Genomic DNA, 3,703 nt, shown 5'->3' with positions numbered 1-3,703 from the left:
GTCGCGCTCCGAGATCCGCTCCATCTACCGCACGGGCCGCGGGAAGCTCCGCGTGCGCGCCCGCTGGCACTTCGAAGAGCTCTCGCGCGGGCAGTGGCAGTTGGTGGTGGACGAATTGCCCCCGGCGACGTCCTCCCGCGACGTTCTGGACAGGATCGAGCAGATCACCAACCCGAAGATCAAGAAGGGGAAGAAGACCCTTTCGGCCGCGCAGATTCACGACAAGAGCTCGATGCTGGCGCTCCTCGACCGCGTGCGCGACGAGTCCGGGAAGGACGTCGCGGTGCGCCTGGTCTTTGAGCCCAAGTCCGCGCGCGTCGACCGTCAGGAATTCGTGACGACGCTCCTCGCGCAGACCGACCTCGAGTCGAACGTGCCTGTGAACCTCGTCATGATCGGGATCGACAAGAAGCCCCAGCAGAAGGGGCTTCTCGACATCCTGCGCGAGTGGATCACGTTCCGTACCGAGACGGTGCGCCGCCGGAGCCGGACGCGCCTGGAGAAGGTCCTCGACCGCATCCACGTCTATGAAGGCCGCCGGATCGTGTTCCTCAACCTCGACCGCGTGATCGAGGTGATCAGGAACAGCGAAGAGCCGAAGCCCGACCTGATGCGCGAATTCGCGCTCACCGAGCGTCAGGCGGACGACATCCTTGAGATGCGCCTGCGCCAGTTGGCGAAACTCGAAGCCCTCGCGATCGAACGCGAACTCGAAAAGCTCAACAAGGAGCGCGCGTCGCTCGAACGCCTCCTTGCGAACGAAGGGGTTCTTCGGCGTCAGGTCATCACCGAAATCCGCGCCGCCGCGAAGAAGTTCGGCGACGCCCGCCGCACGCTCGTCGAGGCGGCGGACGCCGTGGCGCCGTCGGAAAAGAAGGTCGCGGACGAACCCGTGACGGTCGTCGTGTCGGAAAAGGGGTTCCTGCGGAGCCGCACCGGCCACGGCCACGACTGCAGCCTGATGAGCTTCAAGCCGGGCGACGGGTTCCTGCAGCAGTTCGAATGCCGCTCGGTCGACACCCTCACGGTCTTGGACGACCGCGGCCGCATCTACGCGATTCCCGTGGCGAACCTCCCGGGCGGCCGCGGCGACGGCTCGCCCTTGTCCGCCTTCATTGAGATGGAGCGCGGCGCGCAGCCCGTCGCCTTCGTGATGGGGCAGCCCGACCAAACGGTGATCTTCATTACGTCGGACGGCTTCGGCGTCGCCTGCCACATCAAGGACCTCGCGACCCGCGTGCGTGCCGGCCGCACCTTCATCAAACTCAATCCTGGGAAGACGCTGCTGCCGCCCGTCGTCGTCGACCCCGACCGGCCGCTTCTGGGGTGCTTGTCCGCGAAGGGCCGGTTCCTCGCGTTCCCCGCGGAGGAAGTGCGCCTCGTTGCCTCGGGCGGGAAGGGCGTCACGCTGATGTCTTTGGAAACCGGCGACCGTCTCGTTTCGGCCTGCGGTCTCGACGACAAGGGCTGCCGCATCAGCGGCACCGGCCGCGGCGGCAAGGCCCGCGAAGCGGCCTACGGCCGCAAGGCCTTCCCCGCGATGATCGGCCGACGCGGCCGCCGCGGGAAGGTCCTGGCGCTCACGTGGCGCGCCGAAAAGGTCGAGGCGGTCCCGCGCGACGCGTCGGAGCCGACCGGGGAGCCCCCGGTTGGAAACGGCGTCCTCGAACTCGTGATCACCGACGGGGACGCGCCCGTGACCATTCCCGGGAGCGATGAATGACGAAACGCTTTACGACGGCCTCGCTCCGGTCGCTTGCGGTCAAGCTGCCGCTCTTGACGCTCCTCTGGGTGAGCTTCATCGTGAGCAGCATCGGGTACACGATGCTCCTCAACTGGGAGCTCGAAGCGAGCGCCGCGGCGAAGTTCGCCGTGGGTGAGCTCCGCAACAACATCTACCGCACCGCGCTCGTCGCTCAGCCCGCGACGAGCGGCGCGGTCTTCGAGCGCGAAGTGCGCGAGACGGCGCAGCTCCTTCAGCGGATCGAAGCGGGGAACGCCTGGCAGCCGCTCTACCTTCCCAAAGACGAATCCGTCCGGAAGAGCTTCGAGCAGATCAGCTCCGCCTGGCGCACCGCGATGCTCCCGAAGCTTCGCGAAGCGCATGAGACGGGCACGCCCGTCAACATGGGGCTCGTGCGCCTCTTCACCGAACAGGTGACGGCCCTGACCGACCGCATCGACACGGCGCGCGCAGGCTACCTCTGGCAGCTCCGCTACCTGCAGGTTCTCTTGATCGTGCTCGCGATCGGGAGTCTCTTCGTGATCGTGGCGCTGCTTCTCAATTGGGTGATCCGTCCGCTGGAGCGCCTGGGGGACGGGATCCGGAGGCTCTCGAGCGGCGACCTCACCGCGCGCGTCGAAATCCACAGCCGCGACGAAGTGGGGCAGATCGCGCACGGGTTCAACCGCATGGCGGACCGCCTCGAAGACCTCTACGACAACCTGGAGCAGAAGGTCGCGGAAAAGACGGTCTCGGTCGAAGAGAAGAACCGGCACCTGGCGCAGCTCTACGAGATCACGTCGTTCTTCTCGCAGCAGGCGCCCATTGAGGAGATGCTGGACGGCTTCGTCGAGCGCATCATCCGCTACACCGAAGCGGACGGCTGCGTCGTGGAGCTCCTGAACCAGCGCTCCCAGCGCGTCCACGCCGCGGCCTTCTACGGGCTGGGCGCGGACACCTTGAAGGCCTTCCGCGACACGCCCTATGAGGGGAGCCACGCGTCGAACGTTTTGGCGAAGTACTACCCGATCCGCGTGCGCTTCGCGACGATGGAGACGGACCAGGCGAAGGCGTTGGTCGCCGAAGGGTTCCGCTCGGGGTTCGCCTTCCAGGTGAGGAGTTCCGCGAGCGACGTGGGCGTCTTGACGCTCGTCTTCCGGGACGAACCCGAATTCTCGAGCCAGATGGTGCAGCTCTTGGAGAGCTTCTCCTCGCACCTCGGCGTCGCGATCGACAACCGGCGCTTGATCGAGCGCGACCGCCAGTTCGCGGTCGTGCAGGAGCGCCAGCTCCTCGCGCAGGGCCTCCACGACTCGATCGCGCAGGCGTTGTCGTTCCTCAACCTCCAGGTGCAGTTCTTGTCCGACGCCATCAAGACGGACGACAAGCAGCTCCGAGACGATTCGCTCTCGGCCATTCAGACGGGCGTGCAGGAGTGCTACGAGGACGTGCGCGAGCTCCTCTTGAACTTCCGCGAACGCCTCCACAAGGAAGGGTTCGTGGACGGCATCCAGACCGTGATCGACCGCTTCGAAGGGCAGTCGGGCGTGGCGGCGCGTCTGACCGTCACGGGGAACGGCCCGGACCTCACGGAAAAGCAGAAGCTTCAGGTGATCTTCATCGTGCAGGAGGCGCTCTCGAACGTCAGAAAGCACGCCGAAGCCGATACGGTCGAGGTGAGGATCGACAACCAGGCGGATCTGCGCGTCATCGTGACGGACGACGGCGTGGGCTTGGACGACAAGCTCGTCGCCGAGCGCCGCGGCCAGCACGTGGGGCTCTCCATCATGTCGGAGCGCGCGAGCAAGATCGGCGCGACGGTGACGGTCGAGCGTGCGAGTCCGATCGGGGGGACGCGCGTCACGCTCGTTCTTCCAGCGGACGCCCGCGGGGAAGGCTGAGCCGCCTGATCACCACCAACGAAAGGGCCGCGGCGTCGAAACCGCGGCCCTTCATAGAAATCCCTCAGGAAACCCTCGT

2 protein-coding genes are annotated in these 3,703 nt (G+C 66.4%); both read left to right on the top strand.

The features are described 5' to 3' along the window. The coding region (locus HMPREF9440_RS09675) for a DNA gyrase subunit A (protein ID WP_008543785.1) at positions 1–1,723 on the top strand (1,723 nt) is incomplete at its 5' end. Continuing rightward, positions 1,720–3,624, top strand: coding sequence for a HAMP domain-containing protein (locus HMPREF9440_RS09670; RefSeq protein WP_008543784.1), 1,905 nt, complete (start codon positions 1,720–1,722; stop codon positions 3,622–3,624). The genes HMPREF9440_RS09675 and HMPREF9440_RS09670, both read left to right, overlap by 4 nt. The last annotated feature ends 79 nt before the right edge of the window (positions 3,625–3,703 follow it).

The organism is Sutterella parvirubra YIT 11816 (assembly GCF_000250875.1).
GTDB classification, from domain to species: Bacteria; Pseudomonadota; Gammaproteobacteria; order Burkholderiales; family Burkholderiaceae_F; genus Sutterella; species Sutterella parvirubra.
The sequence above is the reverse complement of the archived record's forward strand: the minus strand, read 5'-3'. Positions and strand labels throughout refer to the sequence as shown.